Raw genomic sequence first — 19,066 nt, forward strand, 5'->3', positions numbered from 1 at the left:
CATGCCCGTGAAACGCCCCGCCCCCGGCGACCTCGAGGCGATCGAGACCGCCAGCCGCGACGAGATCTCGGCGCTGCAGCTGCAGCGCCTGCGTGCGACCCTGCGCCACGCCTACGACCGGGTGCCGCACTACCGGCGCGCGTTCGACGCCCAGGGCGTGCACCCCGACGACCTGAAGCAGCTCGCCGACCTCTCCAGGTTTCCGTTCACCGCCAAGAAGGATCTGCGCGACAACTACCCGTTCGGCATGTTCGCGGTGCCGCGCGAGCAGGTGGCCCGCCTCCATGCGTCGTCCGGCACCACCGGCAAGCCGACGGTGGTGGGCTACACGCTGAAGGACATCGACACCTGGGCCGAGCTGGTGGCACGCTCGATCCGCGCCTCCGGCGGGCGCCCGGGCGATCTCGTCCACGTGTCCTACGGCTACGGGCTGTTCACCGGCGGCCTCGGTGCGCACTACGGCGCCGAGCGGGTCGGCTGCACCGTCATCCCGATGTCGGGCGGACAGACCGAGAAGCAGGTGCAGCTGCTGTGCGACTTCCGGCCCGACATCATCATGGTCACGCCCAGCTACATGCAGGTGATCATCGAGGAGTTCGTGCGCCAGGGCCTGGACCCGCGCGAGAGCTCGCTGAAGGTCGGCATCTTCGGCGCCGAACCCTGGACCGAGGCGATGCGCCAGGAGATCGAGGGCCGGGCCGGCCTGGACGCGGTCGACATCTACGGCCTGTCCGAGGTCATGGGCCCGGGCGTCGCCAACGAGTGCATCGAATCCAAGGACGGGCCGGTGATCTGGGAAGACCATTTCTACCCGGAGATCATCGACCCCGAGACCGGCGAGGTGCTGCCCGATGGCGCCGAGGGCGAACTGGTCTTCACCTCGCTGACCAAGGAGGCGCTGCCCATCGTCCGCTACCGCACGCGCGACCTGACGCGGTTGCTGCCGCCGACAGCGCGTTCGTTCCGCCGCATGAGCAAGATCGTCGGACGCAGCGACGACATGCTGATCATCCGCGGCGTCAACCTGTTCCCGACGCAGATCGAGGAGCTGGTGCTGCAGGAAGGCCCGCTGTCGGGGCAGTACCAGCTGGTGGTCACGCGCGAGGGCCTGCTCGACGAGGTGGAGGTGCGCTGCGAGGTGCAGCCGGCGCATGCGGGGGTCGACCGCGTTGCCCTCGGTGCGCGGCTGCAGCAGCGCATCAAGACGCTGATCGGCGTGAACACGACGGTCAGCGTCGGCCTGCCCGATTCGATCGAACGCACGCTGGTCGGCAAGGCCCGCCGCGTGATCGACAGGCGACCCAAGTAAGGAACCCGCACCATGTACACGCAAGCCATGGACAGCGCGCCGAAGGACGAGCGCCCGGCGGTCCGCTCGGTCGAGGAGGCGCGGCTCCAGCAGCGCTTCGACGAGCGCATCGATGCCGGCGAGTTCATCGAGGCCAAGGGCTGGATGCCCGAGCACTACCGTCGCACGCTGGTGCGCCAGATCAGCCAGCACGCGCATTCCGAGATCGTCGGCATGCTGCCCGAGGGGAACTGGATCGGTCGCGCGCCCACGCTCAAGCGCAAGGCGATCCTGCTGGCCAAGGTGCAGGACGAGGGCGGCCATGGCCTCTACCTCTATGCCGCGGCCGAGACGCTGGGCACATCGCGCGACCAGCTGCTCGAGGCACTGCACAGCGGCCAGGCCAAGTACAGCTCGATCTTCAACTACCCCACGCTGACCTGGGCCGACATGGGCACGATCGGCTGGCTGGTCGACGGCGCGGCGATCATGAACCAGGTGCCGATCTGCCGTTGCTCCTATGCGCCGTATGCGCGCGCGATGGTGCGCATCTGCCGCGAGGAGAGCTTCCACCAGCGCCAGGGCTACGAGGCCCTGCTGACGATGATGCAGCAGGGCAGCGACGCGCAACGGGCGATGGTGCAGGACGCGGTGAACCGCTGGTGGTGGCCGTCGATCATGATGTTCGGCCCGCCGGACGACCAGTCGCCGAACTCGGCGCAGTCGATGCGCTGGGGCATCAAGCGCGTCAGCAACGACGAGCTGCGGCAGAAGTTCATCGACGCCGCGGTGGAGCAGGCCCAGGTGCTGGGCGTCACGCTGCCCGATCCGGCGCTGCGGTGGAACGCCGAGCGCGAGCACTGGGACCACGGGCCGATCGACTGGAGCGAGTTCAAGCGCGTGCTCGCCGGCGACGGGCCCTGCAACCGCGAGCGCCTCGCCGCCCGCGTGCAGGCCTGGGCGGAGGGCGCCTGGGTGCGCGAGGCCGCGCTGGCGCATGCACGCAAGCAGGCACCGAAGGAGGAGGTCGCATGAGCACCGACACCGAATGGCCGCTGTGGGAGGTCTTCGTGCGCAGCAAGGCCGGCCTGGACCACAAGCACTGCGGCAGCCTGCACGCCACCGACGCGAAGATGGCGATCCAGCTCGCGCGCGACGTCTACACGCGCCGTCAGGAAGGGACGAGCCTCTGGGTGGTGCGTTCGGACCAGATCACCGCCAGCGACCCGGCCGAGAAGGGCGCCTTTTTCGACCCGATGGAGGACAAGGTCTACCGCCACCCGACCTTCTACGCGCTGCCGAAGTCGGTCGATCACATGTGAACCGAGGCCGGCATGACGCAATCCATCGAACTCCGGCGCGATCCCGCGGTGCAGTACCTGCTGCGCATCGCCGACACGACGCTGATCCTGGCGCAGCGGCTCGGCGAGTGGTGCGGCCATGCGCCCATCCTCGAGGAGGACATCGCGCTGACCAACATGGCGCTCGACCTGGTGGGCCAGTCGCGTGCGCTGCTCACGCGGGCCGGCGAGCTCGAGGGCCGTGGCCACGACGAGGACCAGCTCGCCTTCCTGCGCGACGAGCGCGACTACTTCAACCTCACGTTGGTGGAACTGCCACGCGGCGACTTCGCGTTCACCGTGCTGCGCAACCTGTTCGTCGCCGGCTGGGCGCGGCTGCTGTGGGAGCGGTTGTGCGATTCCGGCGACATCGAGGTGGCCGCGATCGCCGGCAAGGCGGTCAAGGAGGTGCGCTACCACCAGCAGCACGCGATCGACTGGGTGGTGCGGCTCGCCGACGGCACCGACGAATCGCGCCACCGCATCGAGGCGGCGCTGGCACAGGCCTGGCGCTACACCCCCGAGCTGTTCGAGTCCGACGCGGTCGACGAACACGCCCGCCAGGCCGGGCTCGGCCCGCGTCGCGCCGACCTGCGCGAGCCCTGGCTGGCCGAGATGGCGGCCGTGTTCGCCGAAGCCGGCCTGGCATTGCCGGCAACCGGCGGCTATACGAGCACCGGCAGCCGCGGCGTGCACAGCGAGCACATGGGCTACCTGCTCGCCGAGATGCAGTACCTGCAGCGGGCCTACCCGGGAGGTGCGTGGTGAGCGCGGTGACGACGGCGCGCGAGGCGGTCGACCGTGACGACGCCGTGCGTTGCGAGCAGGCGTGGGCGGCACTGGACGAGGTGCTCGATCCCGAGGTGCCGGCGCTGTCGGTCTGCGATCTCGGCATCGTGCGGGCGGTCCGCGCCGAGGGTGCGGGCCTGGAGATCGTGCTGACGCCCACCTACTCGGGCTGTCCGGCCACCGAGGTGATCGAGCACCAGGTGCGGGCCGCGATCGACGATGCCGGCCTCGGGCCCGCCCGCGTGACGCTGCAGCGCGCGCCGGCCTGGACCACCGACTGGATCAGCGAGGCCGGCCGCCGCAAGCTCGCCGCCTACGGCATCGCACCGCCGGGGCCGTCCGTCCGACCGGACGGTGCGGCGCCGATCCGCTTCTTCGGCCGCGGCAGACCGGCGCCCCTGGCCTGCCCGCGCTGCGGCAGCCGCCAGACCGAGCGGCTGTCGGCCTTCGGGTCGACCGCCTGCAAGGCGCTGTACCGCTGCCTGAGCTGCCGCGAGCCGTTCGAGCACTTCAAGCCGCTCTGATCGCACTGGTTCATGAGCCTGCTTTTCCATCCGTTGCGCGTGCGTGCCATCGAGCCCGACACGGCCGAGGCCGTGGTGGTGACGTTCGACGTGCCGCCTGCGCTGCGCGAGGTGTTCGGCTTCACGCAGGGCCAGTACCTCACGCTGCGCAAGGAGATCGACGGGCAGGACCTGCGCCGCTCCTACTCCATCTGCGCCGGTGTCGACGACGGCCAATTGCGCGTGGGCGTGCGCAAGGTGCGCGGCGGCGTGTTCTCGAACTGGATCAACGAGCACCTGCGCACCGGCGACGTGGTCCAGGTCATGGCGCCGCAGGGCCGCTTCTTCGTGCCGCTCGATCCGGCGTCGAAGCGCCACCACCTGGGCATCGCCGGCGGCAGCGGCATCACGCCCATCCTGTCGATCATGAAGACGGTGCTGGCGCGTGAGCCGCACAGCCGCTTCACGCTGATCTACGGCAACCGGCTGCTGAACTCGACGATGTTCAAGGAGGAGCTCGAGGACCTGAAGAACCGCTACCTGACGCGGCTGGTGCTGCACCACGTGTTCTCCGACGAGCACACCGACGCGCCGCTGAACCGCGGCGTGATGAACCGCCACAAGATCGGCGAGTTCCTGTCCGTCCTGGTACCGGCCGCCGGCATCGCCCACGCCTATGTCTGCGGCCCGTTCCAGATGAACGACGAGGCCGAGGCGGCGCTGCGGGCGGCCGGCGTGCCGGAGGACCGCATCCACATCGAACGCTTCGGCGTCGCGCAGCCGGCCGGCGGCACGGCCGACGCGGTGGTCCACGAGGCCCGGCCCGGCGACGCCGAGCAGGCGAAGGTCACGATCATCCGCGACGGCCTGCGGCGCGAGATCTCGTTCACCAAGGGACAACCCAGCCTGCTCGACGCGGCCTCGGCGGCCGGGCTCGAGGTGCCGTTCTCGTGCACGTCCGGGGTCTGCGGCACCTGCCGGGCGAAGCTGATCGAGGGGCAGGTCCGCATGGAGCGAAACTTCGCGCTGGACAGGAAGGAGGTGGCCGCCGGCTTCGTCCTCACCTGCCAGGCGCACCCGCTGACCGACCGCGTGGTGCTCTCCTTCGACGAACGCTGAGACGAGGACACCCGATGGCCCGTGGCCGCCTGCCCGGATATGCAGACCAGCTCGACCTGATCCTGGAGCACGCGGCGCGCCTGTTCGCGCGGCGCGGCTACCCGGCCACCACGATGAACCAGGTGGCCGAGGCCTGCGGGGTCTCGAAGGCGACGCTGTACCACTACTACCGCGACAAGTACGCGCTGCTCGTCAGCATCGCCGAAGGGCATGTCTCGCGGCTGCAGGGGCTGGTCGAAGAGGTGGACGCCGACGCGACGCTGGCGCCCGAACGGCGGCTGCGCGAGTTGATCGCCCGCCTGGTGGGCGAGTACGCCGGGGCGCAGGACGCGCACCGCGTGCTCACCGAGGACGTGAAGTTCCTGGAAGAGGGCGACCGCGAACGCATCCTCGGCAAGGAGCGGCAGGTGGTGGCGTCGTTCGCCGCGGCGGTGGTGGCGTTGCGGCCGGACCTGAAGGAGGCCGCGATGGCCAAGCCGCTGACGATGCTGCTGTTCGGCATGGTGAACTGGATGTTCACCTGGGTGAAGCCCGAAGGCCCGCTCGACCATGCCGCGCTGGCGCCGATCGTGGCCGACCTCTTTCTCGGCGGGCTGCCGGCCGTGCAGGCGGCAGCCCCGCCGGCGGCCCCCGGCGGCTGAGCCGCGAGGAGCGCGCGTGGTGAACGCGGCGATCGCCCGACGCTCAAGCCGTGCGGCGCGCGGTCGACGGGCCGGCAGCGGCCGGGTCACCGGGCGATGTGCCGGACGGCGGTGGTGCGGCCTCGGCGGCGCCTGCCGACGCGCCGGGAGGGCGCTGCGGCGCCAGCACCACGCGGTCGCGCGGTGTCTTGTCGAGCAGCAGGCGCGTCACGTCGGGCCGCGAGTAGTGGCCGGCCGGATCGGCCGCCGCCTTGGCCAGCGTGATCAGGCCCAGGTCGAGCTCGGCGTGGACGAGCCCCTCGGTGTGCTCCGGCAGCGGCTCGGTCAGCAGGCGGCCGTCGGGCGCGTAGATGCCCGCATAGCCACCGCCTTCGAGCAGCAGCTGTCGCTTCGTCGGGTCGTCGCCGCACAGCATCGCCACCATTTCCTTCGAGACCGTGGCGCAGGGGGCGACCACGAAGCACTGGCCTTCCACCGCGTAGATGCGGCTGGCGGCGGTGTTCACCTCCGCGCCCAGCGCATGGGCGCCGCCACGGTAGAGCGAGAAGCTGGGCCAGGCGGCGATGTGCACCTGCTCGTCCTGCGCGTACATCGCGTACTTCGACAGCGGTTGCAGATGCTCCCAGCAGCACAGCGCGCCGATGCGTCCGAGCGCGGTGTCGTGCACGCCGAGGTCGCTGCCGTCGCCCTCGCCGAACACGGTGCGCTCCACGTGCGTGGGCTTGAGCTTGCGGCGCCGCGCCACCGTGCGGCCCTCGGCGTCGATGATCCACTGGCCCATGTAGAGGCTGCCGCCGGCCTTCTCGCTGTGGCCCATCACGACCATGATGGCGTGGTCGCGGGCCGCCTGGGCGATGCGATCGGCCTGCGGCGAGCCGTCGACCAGCGAGTGATCGTGGTAGCGCTGGATGAACTGCAGCGCCCAGGCCGGCGAATCGAGCCAGATGAACCACGGGTAGCCGGGCAGCCAGGTTTCCGGAAAGGCCACGAGCTGCGCGCCCTGCGTGGCGGCCTCGGCGATCAGGCCCACGGCCTTGTCGATCGACGCGTCGAGATCCAGGAACACCGGCGCAGCCTGGACGGCGGCAGCGCGGAACTTGGGGTGCGAAACCGGCATGGCGAGGCTCCTGTCGTGCAATGGAGCGGAGCATGCGACGGATCGGTCCCGGCGTCTTGCCTGGACGAGGCGCGGTACTTGACCGCAGCACGCAGCGCGCGGCCTGGCCGCGTTGCGAATGGCGTTCTCAGGCCCTGAGCTGCAGCCCCATGCCCACCCTGTTCACCACTGTCGGTGTCGAGCCCGCCCAGCGCCTGGCGTACTGGACCGATGGCGTCTGCGACACCTATGTGCAGCTGGACTGCGACGCGATCGGCGACGCCTCGCGGTTCGAAGGCGAGATCGCCGCCGATGCGCTGTCCACGCTGACGCTGTCGCGCGTGACGGCCAGCGCGCAGCGCGTGCGCCGCACGCCGGCCAAGATCGCGCGGGCGAGCGAGGACTACTTCCTCGTCAGCATCCAGACGCAGGGCTGCGGCGCGGTCGTGCAGGACGGACGCGTGGCCCATCTGTCGCCCGGCGACTTCGCCCTCTACGACAGCACGCGGCCCTACGAGCTGCGTTTCGACGCGGCATTCCAGCAGTACGTGCTGATGCTGCCCGGCCCCACGCTGCGCACCGCCCTGACCGACACGCCGTCGCTCACCGCCTGCGCGGTCAGCGGCCGGCGCGGGGCCGGTCACCTGATGATCGGCATGATCGAGACGCTGTCGGCCGAGATCGCCACGCTGGCGCCCGAGTCGGCTGCGGCCGTGGCGGACAGCGTGACGCAGATCCTGATCGCCGGCTTGTCGACGTTGCCGGGCGCCCGGCCGCCGCCGGTGTCGCGGCTCGTCGCGCTGCACCGGCAGCAGGTGAAGGCGCTGGTGCGCGAGCGGCTGCGCGATCCGGATCTCACGGTGGTCCGCATCGCCGAGCGCCTCGGCGTGTCACCGAGCACCTTGCACCGGGCCTGGGCCGGCGAGGCCTGCTCGCTGGCCGACTGGATCCAGACCGAGCGCCTGGAAGCCGCGCGGCGCGACCTGTGCGCCGCGCAGCAGCGTCTGCGCCGCGTGAGCGAACTGGCGTACTCGTGGGGCTTCAAGGATGCCGCCCACTTCAGCCGCGCCTTCCGCCGGCGCTTCGGCTGTTCACCGCGCGAGCTGCGGGCCCGGATCGAAACCTGACATGCCGGACGTCGTGTGGCTAGCACGGCTGCGAGAGACCTTGCCGGCACACGCACCACGGTGCTCTCCTAGAGTCGCCGCTGGTTTTCTCCGGCCCGCCCGTGTCCGGACGCGCCGTCTTTCGCTCCCGCCTGATGAACGCTGCCGCGCCGCCGTCTCCTTCTTCTTCCTCCTCCTCGCCGCCGCTGCCGCGTGGAGCGGTCGCCTGCCTGGCGCTGGCGGCCTTCGGCAGCGGCTTGTCGATGCGGGTGAACGATGCCCTGCTGCCGCGCCTGGCCGGCGAGTTCGCCCTCACGCTGGGCCAGGCTTCGCAGGTCATCGGGCTGTTTGCGACGGCCTACGGGCTGGCCCAGCTGTTCTTCGGTCCGGTCGGCGATCGCTACGGCAAGTACCGCGTCATCGCCTGGGCCACCGCGGCCTGCGCCCTCACGTCGGTGCTGTGCGGGATGGCACCCGGCTTCGATGCGCTGCGTCTGGCGCGCGTGCTGGCCGGAGCCACCGCGGCGGCGGTGATCCCCTTGTCGATGGCGTGGATCGGCGACGTCGTCGACTACGAGCGCCGGCAGCCCGTCCTTGCGCGCTTCCTGATCGGCCAGATCTGTGGCCTGTCCGCCGGCGTCTGGTTGGGAGGCTTCGCGGCCGATCACCTCGGCTGGCGCGCGCCTTATTTCCTGCTCGCGGGCTTCTTCGCGCTGGTGAGCGTCGCGCTGTTCGCGCTGAACCGGCGTCTGCCGGACGCCGCCCGCCCGGTGCGCGCGGCGAGTGACGGGTCGCCGTTGCGCCGCATCGCGACCGAGTTCGGCGGCGTGCTGGCGCGTCCCTGGGCTCGGGTGGTCCTCGGTCTGGTGTTTCTCGAGGGCCTGTTCCTGTTCGGGCCGTTCGCCTTCATCGCCTCGCACGTGCACGAGGCCTTCCAGCTCTCGCTGTCGGCCGCGGGCGCGCTGGTGATGCTGTTCGGGCTGGGCGGCTTCGCCTTCGCCGTTTCGTCCGGCCCCCTGGTGCGGCGGCTCGGCGAGGCCGGCCTGGCACGTTGGGGCTCGCTGATGATGTGCGGGGCGCTTGTCGCGGTCGGCTTCGGGCCGGGCTGGGGCTGGGCGCTGGCCGGATGTTTCGTCGCCGGACTGGGCTTCTACATGGTGCACAACACGCTGCAGGTGAATGCCACGCAGATGGCGCCCGACCGGCGTGGTGCGGCCGTCGCCGCCTTCGCCTCGTGCTTCTTCCTCGGGCAGTCGGCCGGCGTGGCGCTGGGCGGGTGGCTGGTGGGGGTGATCGGTCCGCCGGGCTTCCTGGCGATCGGCGCGGTGGGTCTGCTGCTCATCGGACGGGCCTTCGTGGCCGGTCTCGCGCTGCGGTCGCGGGCCGCGGCAGCCGTTGCCGTGTAGGACAACGCCGCTGACGGCTGCGCGCCTGTGCCGCGACCTCGCGGCGGCGGGTGGACAGTGCCTGCTGTCGAACGCAATACTGGCCCGGTACCCAACCGGAGGAACCGCCACCATGTCCGCGAGCCTGTTCGATCTGCTGCACGAGAGCCATGAGATCCAGCGCCAGCTGTGCCGCCGGCTGACGGCGGCGCGCGCCTCCACGGCGCAGCGCGAGCAGGTCTTCCTGCAGCTCAAGGTGGAGCTCGAGGCGCATGCCGCCGCCGAGGAACGCTTCCTCTACGTGCCCTTGCTGATGACCGATCCGGGGCTGTCGTCGTCTCGGCATGCCCTGTCGGAGCACCACCAGATCGAGGAGCTGTGCGAGGAACTGAGCGTGTCCGACAAGCAGGGCGAAGCCTGGCTCGACACCGCGAAGCGGCTCGGCGAGAAGGTGCGGCACCACCTGAAGGAAGAGGAGCGCAAGTTCTTCAAGGTGGCCGGCCGCATCCTCGACGTCGACAAGAAGGACATGCTGGGCCGGCGCTACCAGAAGGATCTGGTGCGCATGCGAAAAAAGTATGCCGCCGACTACCAGCGGGTGGATGTCAGCAGCGCAGGCGAGGTGGTGGCCGCGCCGCGCTGAGCCGTGGGACCTGTCAGGGCACCAGCGAGAGGAACAGGAAGGCCGCGAACAGCACCAGGTGCACGGCGCCCTGCATCAGGTTGGTCCGCCCGGTCCCCAGCGTGATGGCGCCCACGATGAAGGTCAGCAGCAGCAGCACGAGGTCCTTGGCCGCCAGGCCCAGCACCAGCGGCAGGTCGAGCAGCACCGCGGCCACCACGACCACCGGGATGGTCAGTCCGATGCTGGCGAGCGCCGAGCCCAGCGCCAGGTTCATGCTGGTCTGCAGGCGATCGGCGCGGGCGGCGCGCACGGCGGCCCAGGTCTCGGGCAGCAGCACCAGCAGCGCGATCGCGATACCGATCACGGCCTTCGGTGCGCCCGCGGCCGCGACCGCCGCCTCGATGGTCGGCGACAGCTGCTTGGCCAGCCCCACCACCGACACCAGGCCGATCAGCAGCAGGCCGAAACTGGCCCAGGCCTGGCCGTTCGACGGCGGCTTGGCGTGGATGTCCTCGTCGTCGGCATTCGTCGGCGGCAGGAAGTAGTCGCGGTGGCGCACCGTCTGCACGAACACGAACACCGCCCACAGCACCAGCGAGGAGACCGCGACGAAGGTGAGCTGCGAGATCGTGTAGGTGCCGCCGTCCGAGCTTGTGGTGAAGGACGGCAGCACCAGCGAGAGGCCCGCCATGGCCACCAGCGCCGCCAGCGCGGAGTTCGCGCCGTCGAGCTGGAAGGACTGCTCGTGGTGGTGCAGGCCGCCGACCAGCAGACAGATGCCGACCACGCCGGTGCAGATGATCATCACCGCCGAGAAGATGGTGTCGCGCGGCAGCTCGGCCTTGCCCTCGCCGCCGGCCAGCATCATGGAGACGATGAGCGCCACCTCGATCACCGTGATCGCGATCGCCAGCACCAGCGTGCCGAACGGCTCGCCCACGCGGTGCGCCACGACCTCGGCATGGTGGACTGCCGCGATCACCGCGCCGATCAGGGCGACGGCGCAGGCCGAGGCGATGGCGGCGTTCATCGGCAGGGCCAGCGAGGCTCCCAGCAGGGCAGCGGCGGCGAGCGGCAGGAGCAGGGCCCAACGGGGCATATGGCGGTCCTTTCAGGGGCGCGAGCGGTGGAACGGCGCGGCGCGACACGATCGATCACGCCGCCGGAGGCAAGCGCGAAGGATAGTCGGACACAGGGCGCGCGGTGCGCCGGGGTGCGGGTCAGGCCGGGGCGTCGCCCGCCAGCACCGCCTGGTTGCGGCCGTTCGCCTTGGCCTGGTAGAGCGCCCGGTCGGCCCGGCGGATGAGCGTCTCGTGCGTGTCGTGCTCGCCGGGCACCAGCACCGCCACGCCGATGCTGGCGGTGACCACGCCGAACGGCGACAGCTCGTGGCGGTGCGCCAGCGCCTCGAGGGCCTGGCAGATGCCGCGCGACATGGCGAGCGCGCTGGCCTCGTCGGCCGCCACCGCCACCAGGGCGAACTCCTCGCCGCCGTAGCGCGCCACCAGGTCGCCGGCGCGGCGCACGTTGGCGCCGAGCACCTGCGCGATGGTGCGCAGGCAGTCGTCGCCGGCCTGGTGGCCGTAGCGGTCGTTGTAATGCTTGAACAGATCCACATCCAGCAGCGCCAGCGCCAGCGGCTGGCCGGTGACGCGGGCGTGGCGCCATTCGCCGGCGATGAACTCGTCGAAGCGCCGCCGGTTGGCGATGCCGGTCAGGCCATCGGTGGTGCTCAGCGTGCCCAGCTGGCTGTTGGACTCCTCCAGCTTCAGGGTGCGCTCGCGCACCTTGTCCTCCAGGCTGCGCGTCAGCGCACGCTGCTCGCTCAGCAGCGTGGCGAAGCCCATGCCGACGATGCTGAGCGTCAGGATGAACTCCTGGGTGCGCAGGATCAGTTCGTGCGGCGAGGCCTCGCCGAAGGGCTTGTGGCCGGTGGTCTGGGCCCAGGCGGCCGCCAGCGCGATGAGCGCGACCGCCGGCGCGGTCCAGCGCGTGCCGAAGCGGACTGCGATGTACAGCATCGGCGGCAGCAGCAGGTTCGGCGTCAGCGGCACGCCGCTCCAGCGCTCCGACTGCCCCGACAGGATCAGCCCTGCCAGCGCGCCGGTGAACAGCAGCACCGGTCCGTCCTGCCAGCGCAGCCGGATCGGCTCCGGCGCGGGCTGCGCCAGCGCCAGCAGCATCGGCGTGAAGATCAGCAGCCCCAGGCCGTCACCGAACCACCACAGCAGCACCAGCGTGGGATAGGGCGTCTTCACGCCGTCCATCGCCTGCAGCACCAGACTCGCCAGCAGCGCGGCGACGAGCGCGCAGAGCAGCGGGCCGATGACGACGAACTTGCCCAGGTCCTGGATCCGGTCCAACGCCGGCGACGTGCCTGCGCGGCGCAGCAGCAGGTAGGCCAGCGTCACTTCCGTGAGGTTGACGAGGCTCAGCAGCACCGCCTGCAGCGGCGGGAACACCGGCAGGTTGGCGAGCACGTCGGAACTGAACGTCAGCAGGGCTAGCCAGCCGCCGCGCCGGCCGCGGAAGTGGAGCAGCGCTGCCAGCAGCACGGCGTTGGGCAGCCAGATCACCACCTCGTTCTCGGGCGACACGGCGCACAGGAAGGTCAGCTTGACGCTGGCGAAATGCAGCAAGGGCAGCAGCAGGTAGACCCACCATGCCGGCGGTCGGTCGGCCTGCGTGTTCGTTTGCGGGGAGAGCATCGTCGGGGTCATCGAGCCGCTGCGTTCGGGAACAGGGATATCGGCCATTCGGGGTGAGCATCGCAGGCCTCGCGGCCCGACACGGCGGCCCGGTCGGGCCGGTCGTGAAGGATGCCCGATGTGGAGCGTCGATCAATGCGGCACCGGCACGGTTCGCAGCGTCGGCTGGCGCGCCAGCACGGCGTCGCGCGGGCCGGCATCGACCACGCGGCCAGCCGCCATCAGCACGACGGTGTCGAAGCGATCGAGCAGGCTCAGGCGGTGGATCGACGCCACCAGGCAGGCCGCCGGGAAGGCCTGCGCAATGCGTTCGAGCACGCGCGCCTCGGTCGCGGCGTCGAGGGCGCTGGTGGGCTCGTCCAGCAGCAGCAGCGAACTGCCGCGCGCGGCGAGCACACCGCGCGCCAGGCAGAGGCGTTGCCGCTGGCCGCCCGACAGGTTGAAGCCGCGCTCGGACAGGGCCGTGTCCAGACCGCCGCCGAGGGCGGCCAGGACCTCGTCGAAGCCGCTCACGTGCAGTGCGGCGTGCAGATCGGCGTCGGCGCAGGCCCGGCCGAAGTCCAGGTTCTCGCGCACGCTCGCCTCGAACACCTCGGTCTCCTGCGGGACCAGCGTGGCCAGTCGGCGCAGCCGCGGCCAGTCGGCCGCCCGGCCGTCGAGCGCGAGCCGGCCGCCGCTCGGCGTGTAGAGCCCGGCCAGCACGCGCAGCAGCGTGCTCTTGCCGCCGCCGCTGGGACCGACCAGCGCGACGCGCTGGCCGCGCCGCAGCGCCAGGCCCACCTCGCGCAGGCCCTGGACCGCGCGCCCGCCGCCGTCGGCGGCGGCGTCGCGTGCCGCGTAGTCCCAGGCCAGCCCGTCCACGCCCAGCACCTGCCAGTCGGCGTCGGCGTCGATGCGCTCATCGGCCGGGTCGGCGGCGCGCGACGGCGCGGCCTCGATCGGTGCAGCACTGCCGTGGTCGGCGTGCATGCGCGCGAAGGACTGGAAGTGGGCCGCCATCGAGCTCACCACGCCCGCCGCCTGCTGGGCGTACTGGTAGACCATGAACACCGCTCCCAGCATCACCGCCTGCGCCCCCGGCGTGCGCGTCTTCAGCACGTAGACGGCGACCAGCGCCCAGGTGAGCGCCAGCCCCATCACGTCGACCGCACACCACTTGCCCTCGTTGAGCAGCACGCTGCGCCGCAACGGCGCCGACACCGCGCCGAGACGCCGCGCCAGCAGCGTGCGCGACGCAGCGGACAGCCGCAGCCCGATGACGGTCGACGCATGGGCCAGGAAGTCGAGCAGCGCTGCGACGTAGCGCCGGTCGGCGTCGTTCTCGGCGCGCGCCAGCTGCATCAGCGCGCGGTCGAAGCGCAGGATCACCAGGCCGATCAGCACGTAGCCCGCCAGCGCCAGCGCGCCGCTGCTGCGCGACAGCAGCGTCAGCGCCACCAGCGGCCCCACCAGGTTCACGGCGCTGGCGAGGTAGACGAACTGCGTCTGCGCGAAGTCCGACAGCGCGCGGCTCGCCTGGTGCACGCGGTGCTGCAGCTCGCCCGAGTGGTGGCCGTCATGCCAGGCCAGCGGGGCCGCGGCGATGCGTGCGTAGAGCGCATCGGCCAGCGTCTCGCGCACGCGCAGGCCGACGTTGCGTTCGAGGATGCGGCCGGGGCCGTGGGCCGCCCACGACAGCAGGTAGAGGGCGGCGAGCGCCGCGATCCAGCGGCCGGCGGCGCGCAGGTCGCCGCCCTGCAGCGCATTGATCGCCAGTCCGGCCAGCCAGGGCAAGGCCAGCCGCAGCAGCTGCGAGGTGGTGAGCAGCAGGGCCGCGCCGAGCAGCTGCCCGCGCGCGCCCTCGGCATGGCGCCAGAGGGCCCGGTACAGCGTCACCGGCGCGCGGCCTGCGGGTGCGGCGGCGGTCATCGCCTCGTCTCGTCGCTCGCGATCGGGCCTACTTCTTCGGTGTCGGCAGTTCGTTCAGGGCGTCCCACTGGGACAGCGACAGGTCGAGCTCGGCCACGTCGGGCTTGCGCGGCTCCACGTTGCGCCGGCGCTCGCGGCCGCCGGGCGGTTCGGGCGACTCGGTGCGCCGCCGGTCGCGGCCGGTCCGGCGTTCGGTCGGGTGGGCGGCCTGCGGTGTTCGGGGCGGGTTCTCGCTGGGCATGGGGGTCTCGCGAGCTCAGGGAAGCGGGTGCGTGAGACAGCCGACCATACCCGATCCTCGGCGGTCCGCGCACCGCGATCGCCCTGCGGGAAATGCAGAAATCGATGCCCCGGCATTGCGGCAGATGCGGAACCCGAGCGGCCGCACGCGCCCCCGTCGCCACCGGCACTGGTGAAAAAGACGTTCGCAATCAAGGGCTTGGCGCGCCGCTCCGGCTTGGCCCTGCGATTGCTAATGCGCCTTCACGCACCGCCCGAAGTGCGGCCGTGGCGAGCCCCCCGACGGCAAGGTCCATCGACAACGGAGACACGACATTCCATGGAAACCCAGATCCCCTACCTGACCAACGCCTGGTACGTGGCGGCACTGTCCACCGAGGTGGGAGCGCAGGCGCTGTTCCACCGCAAGATCCTGGACACCTCGATCCTGATCTACCGCAAGCAGGACGGCACGGCGGTGGCGCTGCACGACCGCTGCCCGCACCGCTTCGCGCCGCTGCACCTGGGCAAGCGGATCGGCGACGAGGTGGCGTGCCTGTACCACGCGCTGCAGTTCGACTGCACGGGGCAGTGCACGAAGAACCCGCACGGCAACGGGCAGATCCCGAAGGCGGCGAAGGTGCGCAGCTTCCCGCTGGAGGAGCGCTACGGATTCCTGTGGATCTGGATGGGCGAGGACGCGCCGGACCTGGCACGGCTGCCGGACTTCGGCGAGCTCGACAAGGGCCCCGACACCGGCGTCGCCTTCACCTACATGCACATGAAGGCGAACTACGAGCTGATCATCGACAACGTGATGGACCTGAGCCACATCGACCATGTGCACGGCGAGATCATCACCACGCGCGGGCAGCTGTCGCCGCTGGTGCCGCAGATGCGGGAGGGCGAGCAGGCCATCTCCGCCCGCTGGGAATGGCAGCAGACGCCGGCGATGCTGATCTTCGCCAACTTCCTGCCCGAGCCCGCGGCCGGCGCGCGCCACTTCTTCGACATCACCTGGACGCCGCCCGCGAACATCCAGCTCTCGGTCGGCGCGACGCAGGACGGCGGCGCGCTCGACCTGGCCGGCTGCATCGGCCAGTACGACCTGCACACCTGCACGCCGGAGACCGCGAACACCACCCACTACTGGTTCGCGACACGGCGCAACCACGTCGTCGAGGACGCCGACTACAACGCCATGAAGATCCAGGCCATGCATGCGGCCTTCGAGAACGAGGACGGGCCGATCATCGAGGCCGTGCACGACGAGATGGGCACCACCGACTTCTTCAGCCTGAACCCGGTGCTGATGACCAACGACGTGGCACCGGTCAAGGTGCGGCGGCGCCTGCGGCAGCTGATCCAGGACGACAGGCGCGGCGCCTGAGGGCGGGCGTCGCCGCGCGCCTCAGGACTCGCGCTTCTTGAGGCGGTATTCGACCTGGCCGCGCCGCAGGCGCAGCAGGCGCGCGGCCGCGGAGATGTTGCCGTCGCTGCGCTCCATCGCGCGCTCGAACAGCAGCGACTCGATCTGCTCGAAGGACGGCAGGCGGGCCAGCAGGTCGTCGGCCAGTCGCTTGCACTGGTCGCTGGCCTCGCCGGCGCGCGGGACCAGCTCGCCGTGCGCGCCCACGCTCAGCGAACGCAGCTTGAGCTGCTCGCCGCCGGAGAACAGGTGCTGCACGTCGATCTTGCCGTCGTCGTCGGCCAGGATCACCGCGCGCTCGACCATGTTCTCGAGCTCGCGCACGTTGCCGGGCCAGTGGTAGTCCCACAGCGCGTCGTAGGCGCGCGTGGTCAGGCCGGCGACGCGCTTGCCGCAGCGCCGGTTGCAACGTTCCAGGAACAGTGCGACGAGCAGCGGGATGTCCTCCAGGCGCTCGCGCAGCGGCGGAATGACGATCGGGAACACGTTGAGCCGGTAGAACAGGTCCTCGCGGAATCGGCCGGCCTCGACCTCGTCGCGCAGGTCGCGGTTGGACGCCGCGACCAGTCGCACGTCGACCTTGCGCACGCGCACGTCGCCCACGCGCTCGATCTCGCGCTCCTGCAGCACGCGCAGCAGCTTGCCCTGCGCCGGCAGCGGCAGGCTGCTGATCTCGTCGAGGAACAGCGTGCCGCCGTGGGCCCGCTCGAAGCGTCCGGGCCGCGAATGGTCGGCTCCGGTGAAGGCACCTTTCTCGACACCGAACAGCTCGGATTCCACCAGATCGGGCGGAATCGCCGCGCAGTTGATCGACACCATCGGCTGCTCGTGCCGGCGGCTGACCGAATGCAGCGCCCGTGCGAAACGCTCCTTGCCGACGCCGCTCTCGCCGCGGAACAGCACGGTGGAGTCGGTCACACCGACACGGCGGACCAGGTTGGCCACCGCGTTGAAGCCGGCCGAGGTGCCGACGAAGTCGTCGAACTCGCCCGGGACGCAGACCTTGGCCGGCGCACTGCGGGTCGGCCGGGCCTTCGGTGGCGTGCGCACGAAGGACTCGATCTTCAGGAAGTTGGTCTCGTGCTCGCTCAGGTCGTCCCAGGCGGCGAGCGGGCGACCGACCACGCGGCAGCGCTCGTGGCCCATCGCCACGCACTCGATCTCGCGCCACAGCACCGGTTGCCCGAGGATGGCGGTGCAGCAGCCGCTCGCATAGCCCACCATCATCCAGCAGGCCGGTTCGCCGAACACGCCGCAGTGCTTGAGGTGGGCTTCGGCCTCCCAGGAGGAGGTCCAGTAGTAGTCGCCCCAGAACTCGCCGCCTTCGAGGTCGAACTGCATAGCGTCGATCGGCTGGTTGCGCACGAAGCCTTCGATCTCGCGCAGGCGCGGGCCGAGCTCGAGCATGCGGTCACGGTCCGTGCCGCACAGGGCGCGCAGGCGCTGGCCGTCCTCGAAGCCCTGCTGGTAGCCGAGCCGCGTGAACAGCTCGCGCGCCTTGCCGGTGCCCAGCTGTTCGATGAGCTCGCGCCGCAGCTCGGCGAACGACGACGCGTGCATCAGCAGCATGCGCTGCTCGAACAGCACGATGTGGCCGGCGTCGGGCGAGAAACGCAGGTGCTCGGTGAGCGTGCGGTCGTCCGGTCCGTCGGCGCGGACCGTCGCCGATGGCGCCGCGTGGGTGGTGGGGGGCATGCTGTCTCCTCGGTCCGGTCGGGGCCGGCCTGTTCGTCAAAAGCGGCAATCCGCATTTTCTCGTTGTCGCAAATGATGAATCTGCGACCCCGGTCCGGAACCTCGGGTTTCCACGAGTCCGTCAAAAAACCGCAAGCGAATCAAGGACTTGAGAGCCCGTGCTGGCATGGCACCGCGCTTGCAATTCTTCGTGTCCTGAACCGGCCGCAAGTGTCGGGCCGAGCATGGAGACCCGCAGTGACGAACGATGGATGGTTGGAGGTGACGGTGGCCGGGCGCGAGACGGCGGCCGAGGGCGTGGCGAGCTTCGAGCTGCGGCGCGCCGACGGGGGGCCGCTGCCGGGCTTCGACGCCGGGGCGCACATCGACGTGGAACTGCCGAACGGCATGGTGCGGCAGTACTCGCTGTGCAACGACCCGGCCGAGCGCGGTCACTACCGGATCGGCGTGCTGCTGGAGGCGGCGGGGCGCGGCGGATCGCGCAGCGCCCACGCGCAGTTGCTGCCTGGCAGCCGGCTGCGCATCAGTGCGCCGCGCAACCATTTCGCGCTGGTCCCGGCGCGCCACACGCTGCTGCTCGCGGGCGGCATCGGTGTCACGCCGATCCTGAGCATGGCCGAGCAGCTGGCGCGTGCCGATGCGTCGTTCGAGCTGCACTACTGCAGCCGCTCCCCGGCGCGCACCGCCTTCGTGCCGCGGCTGCGGGCCGCGGCGTTTGCCGCGCAGGTGCACTTCCACTTCGACGACGGCGACGCCGCGCAGCGCTTCGATGCGCGCGCGGTGCTCGCGCAGGCGGGGGACACGACGCACCTCTACGTGTGCGGACCGAAGGGCTTCATGGACCACGTGATCCTGACCGCCCGCGCGCTGGGCTGGTCGGAGGGCAACATCCATTACGAGTACTTCGCGGGCGCCGCGGTCGACAGCTCGGCGGACCGCGGCTTCGAGGTGCAGATCGCCGGCAGCGGGCAGGTGGTGCCGGTCGCGCCCGGCCAGAGCGTGGTGCAGGCGCTCGCCGCCCATGGCATCGATGTGCCGGTGTCGTGCGAGCAGGGCGTCTGCGGCACCTGCGTGATGCGCGTCGTGCAGGGCGAGCCCGAGCACCGCGACATGTACTTCAGCGCGGCGGAGCACGCCGCCAACCACTGCTTCACGCCGTGCTGCTCGCGCTCGAAGTCGGCGCGACTGGTGATCGATTTCTAGTGTTCCGGCACC

General features: G+C 71.0%; 18 protein-coding genes. 12 read left to right on the plus strand and 6 right to left on the minus strand.

The genetic code is table 11. From position 1 onward, the window contains the following. The first annotated feature begins 1 nt into the window (after position 1). The 7 genes from paaK to MPE_RS04955 are packed head-to-tail and all read left to right on the plus strand — an operon-like array spanning position 2 to position 5,680. Positions 2-1,309 (plus strand): phenylacetate--CoA ligase PaaK, encoded by a 1,308-nt coding sequence (paaK, locus tag MPE_RS04925; RefSeq protein WP_011828586.1) that lies wholly within the window; start codon positions 2-4, stop codon positions 1,307-1,309. A gap of 12 nt (positions 1,310-1,321) precedes the next feature. Beyond that, entirely contained in the window at positions 1,322-2,323 is a 1,002-nt protein-coding gene (gene paaA, locus MPE_RS04930) for a 1,2-phenylacetyl-CoA epoxidase subunit PaaA (RefSeq protein ID WP_011828587.1), read from the plus strand. Beyond that, complete coding sequence (paaB, locus tag MPE_RS04935; RefSeq protein ID WP_011828588.1) at positions 2,320-2,610, plus strand: 1,2-phenylacetyl-CoA epoxidase subunit PaaB; 291 nt, start codon at positions 2,320-2,322, stop codon at positions 2,608-2,610. Before paaA ends, paaB begins: the two co-directional genes overlap by 4 nt. 12 nt (positions 2,611-2,622) lie before the next feature. Beyond that, positions 2,623-3,396: a 1,2-phenylacetyl-CoA epoxidase subunit PaaC gene (gene paaC, locus MPE_RS04940; protein WP_011828589.1), complete on the plus strand. Its 774-nt coding sequence runs from the start codon at positions 2,623-2,625 to the stop codon at positions 3,394-3,396. Continuing rightward, positions 3,393-3,941: a 1,2-phenylacetyl-CoA epoxidase subunit PaaD gene (gene paaD, locus MPE_RS04945; protein WP_011828590.1), complete on the plus strand. Its 549-nt coding sequence runs from the start codon at positions 3,393-3,395 to the stop codon at positions 3,939-3,941. Before paaC ends, paaD begins: the two co-directional genes overlap by 4 nt. A gap of 12 nt (positions 3,942-3,953) precedes the next feature. Further along, positions 3,954-5,039 (plus strand): 1,2-phenylacetyl-CoA epoxidase subunit PaaE, encoded by a 1,086-nt coding sequence (gene paaE, locus MPE_RS04950; RefSeq protein WP_011828591.1) that lies wholly within the window; start codon positions 3,954-3,956, stop codon positions 5,037-5,039. Between the two features lie 14 nt (positions 5,040-5,053). Further along, complete coding sequence (locus MPE_RS04955) at positions 5,054-5,680, plus strand: TetR/AcrR family transcriptional regulator (protein ID WP_011828592.1); 627 nt, start codon at positions 5,054-5,056, stop codon at positions 5,678-5,680. 43 nt (positions 5,681-5,723) lie between these two features. Here the strand turns inward: MPE_RS04955 and MPE_RS04960 are convergent, their stop codons facing one another. Continuing rightward, complete coding sequence (locus tag MPE_RS04960) at positions 5,724-6,797, minus strand: carbon-nitrogen hydrolase family protein (protein ID WP_011828593.1); 1,074 nt, start codon at positions 6,795-6,797, stop codon at positions 5,724-5,726. 149 nt (positions 6,798-6,946) lie between these two features. Between MPE_RS04960 and MPE_RS04965 the strand changes: the two genes are divergently transcribed. The 3 genes from MPE_RS04965 (at position 6,947) to MPE_RS04975 (ending at position 9,910) form a co-directional block, all read left to right on the plus strand. Next, complete coding sequence (locus tag MPE_RS04965) at positions 6,947-7,903, plus strand: AraC-like ligand-binding domain-containing protein (protein ID WP_011828594.1); 957 nt, start codon at positions 6,947-6,949, stop codon at positions 7,901-7,903. Positions 7,904-8,037: 134 nt separating this feature from the next. Beyond that, positions 8,038-9,288 carry an MFS transporter gene (locus tag MPE_RS04970; protein ID WP_011828595.1) on the plus strand — a complete coding sequence of 417 codons (1,251 nt, stop codon included), beginning with the start codon at positions 8,038-8,040 and terminating at the stop codon, positions 9,286-9,288. A gap of 112 nt (positions 9,289-9,400) precedes the next feature. After that, positions 9,401-9,910, plus strand: coding sequence for a hemerythrin domain-containing protein (locus tag MPE_RS04975; RefSeq protein ID WP_011828596.1), 510 nt, complete (start codon positions 9,401-9,403; stop codon positions 9,908-9,910). Between the two features lie 13 nt (positions 9,911-9,923). Here MPE_RS04975 and MPE_RS04980 read toward each other — a convergent pair whose 3' ends face one another. The 4 genes from MPE_RS04980 to MPE_RS04995 all read right to left on the minus strand — a co-directional run bounded on the left by MPE_RS04980 (position 9,924) and on the right by MPE_RS04995 (position 14,749). Continuing rightward, a complete protein-coding gene (locus tag MPE_RS04980; protein WP_011828597.1) occupies positions 9,924-10,991 on the minus strand; it encodes a calcium:cation antiporter in 1,068 nt (355 codons plus the stop codon). A gap of 121 nt (positions 10,992-11,112) precedes the next feature. Continuing rightward, complete coding sequence (locus tag MPE_RS04985; RefSeq protein ID WP_041929942.1) at positions 11,113-12,600, minus strand: sensor domain-containing diguanylate cyclase; 1,488 nt, start codon at positions 12,598-12,600, stop codon at positions 11,113-11,115. A 132-nt stretch (positions 12,601-12,732) separates the two neighbouring features. Then, entirely contained in the window at positions 12,733-14,508 is a 1,776-nt protein-coding gene (locus MPE_RS04990) for an ATP-binding cassette domain-containing protein (protein ID WP_011828599.1), read from the minus strand. Between the two features lie 28 nt (positions 14,509-14,536). Then, positions 14,537-14,749 (minus strand): hypothetical protein, encoded by a 213-nt coding sequence (locus tag MPE_RS04995; protein ID WP_011828600.1) that lies wholly within the window; start codon positions 14,747-14,749, stop codon positions 14,537-14,539. A gap of 318 nt (positions 14,750-15,067) precedes the next feature. On the opposite strand from MPE_RS04995, the gene MPE_RS05000 reads away from it, so the two are divergent. Then, positions 15,068-16,117 carry a Rieske 2Fe-2S domain-containing protein gene (locus MPE_RS05000; RefSeq protein WP_011828601.1) on the plus strand — a complete coding sequence of 350 codons (1,050 nt, stop codon included), beginning with the start codon at positions 15,068-15,070 and terminating at the stop codon, positions 16,115-16,117. Between the two features lie 21 nt (positions 16,118-16,138). Here the strand turns inward: MPE_RS05000 and MPE_RS24850 are convergent, their stop codons facing one another. Then, the gene (locus MPE_RS24850) at positions 16,139-17,851 is read right to left on the minus strand and encodes a sigma-54-dependent Fis family transcriptional regulator (RefSeq protein WP_011828602.1); all 1,713 of its coding nucleotides are present in this window, start codon (positions 17,849-17,851) and stop codon (positions 16,139-16,141) included. 237 nt (positions 17,852-18,088) lie between these two features. Between MPE_RS24850 and MPE_RS05010 the strand changes: the two genes are divergently transcribed. Beyond that, positions 18,089-19,054: a PDR/VanB family oxidoreductase gene (locus MPE_RS05010; protein WP_237706371.1), complete on the plus strand. Its 966-nt coding sequence runs from the start codon at positions 18,089-18,091 to the stop codon at positions 19,052-19,054. Positions 19,055-19,066 lie beyond the last annotated feature (12 nt).

It is taken from the genome of Methylibium petroleiphilum PM1 (genome assembly GCF_000015725.1).
In the GTDB taxonomy this organism is placed as follows: domain Bacteria; phylum Pseudomonadota; class Gammaproteobacteria; order Burkholderiales; family Burkholderiaceae_C; genus Methylibium; species Methylibium petroleiphilum.